Source organism: Alcanivorax sp. HI0044 (genome assembly GCF_001634945.1).
Window position 1 is genome coordinate 1 of sequence record NZ_LWEZ01001970.1, and the last position, 678, is coordinate 678.

General features: G+C 61.4%; 1 protein-coding gene. It reads left to right on the forward strand.

All coding sequences use genetic code 11. The features are described 5' to 3' along the window. The coding region (locus tag A3730_RS29170) for an HD domain-containing protein (protein ID WP_156501446.1) at positions 1 to 678 on the forward strand (678 nt) is incomplete at both ends.

Consider the following 678-nt stretch of genomic DNA (forward strand, 5'->3'; position numbering starts at 1 on the left):
CTGATGCGCCAGCTCAGTGACAGCGGCGAACTGGATTATCTGGTGGCGGAACGAGTCTGGAAAGAAACCAGCCGGGCCCTCATGGAACGCGATCCCCAGGTCTTTTTCCAGGTGCTGCATGCCTGTGGCGCGCTGGAAAAACTGTTCCCCGAATTGGCCGCATTGGATGGCGTTCCCCAACCGGAAGCCCACCACCCGGAAGTGGACACCCTGGTGCACCAATGGCTGTGCCTGGAACAGGCCAGCCGACTGAACCTGCCGTTGACGGCCCGTTACGCTGTGCTTTGTCATGATCTGGGTAAGGGCAAAACGCCCGAGGAAGAATGGCCCCGGCATATCGCCCATGAAATTCGTAGCGCCCGGCTGGCGAAAACCGTATCAAAGCGCTGGCGCGTCCCCAAGGACGCCGCCACTCTGGCGGCCTTGGTGGCGGAATACCATACCCACTGCCACCGGGCCCTGGAGCTGAAACCCGCCACGGTCTGGAAGCTGCTGAAAACGCTGGACGTAATACGCCGACCGGAACGGGTGGAGGATTTTCTTCTCTCCTGCGAAGCCGATGCTCGCGGTCGTACCGGCTTGCAAGATCGCCCCTACCCCCAGGTGGATTACCTACGTGGCGCGGCGCAGGCAGCCAGCAATATTGATGTTGCCGCACTGCGCCAGAGCGGTATCGAA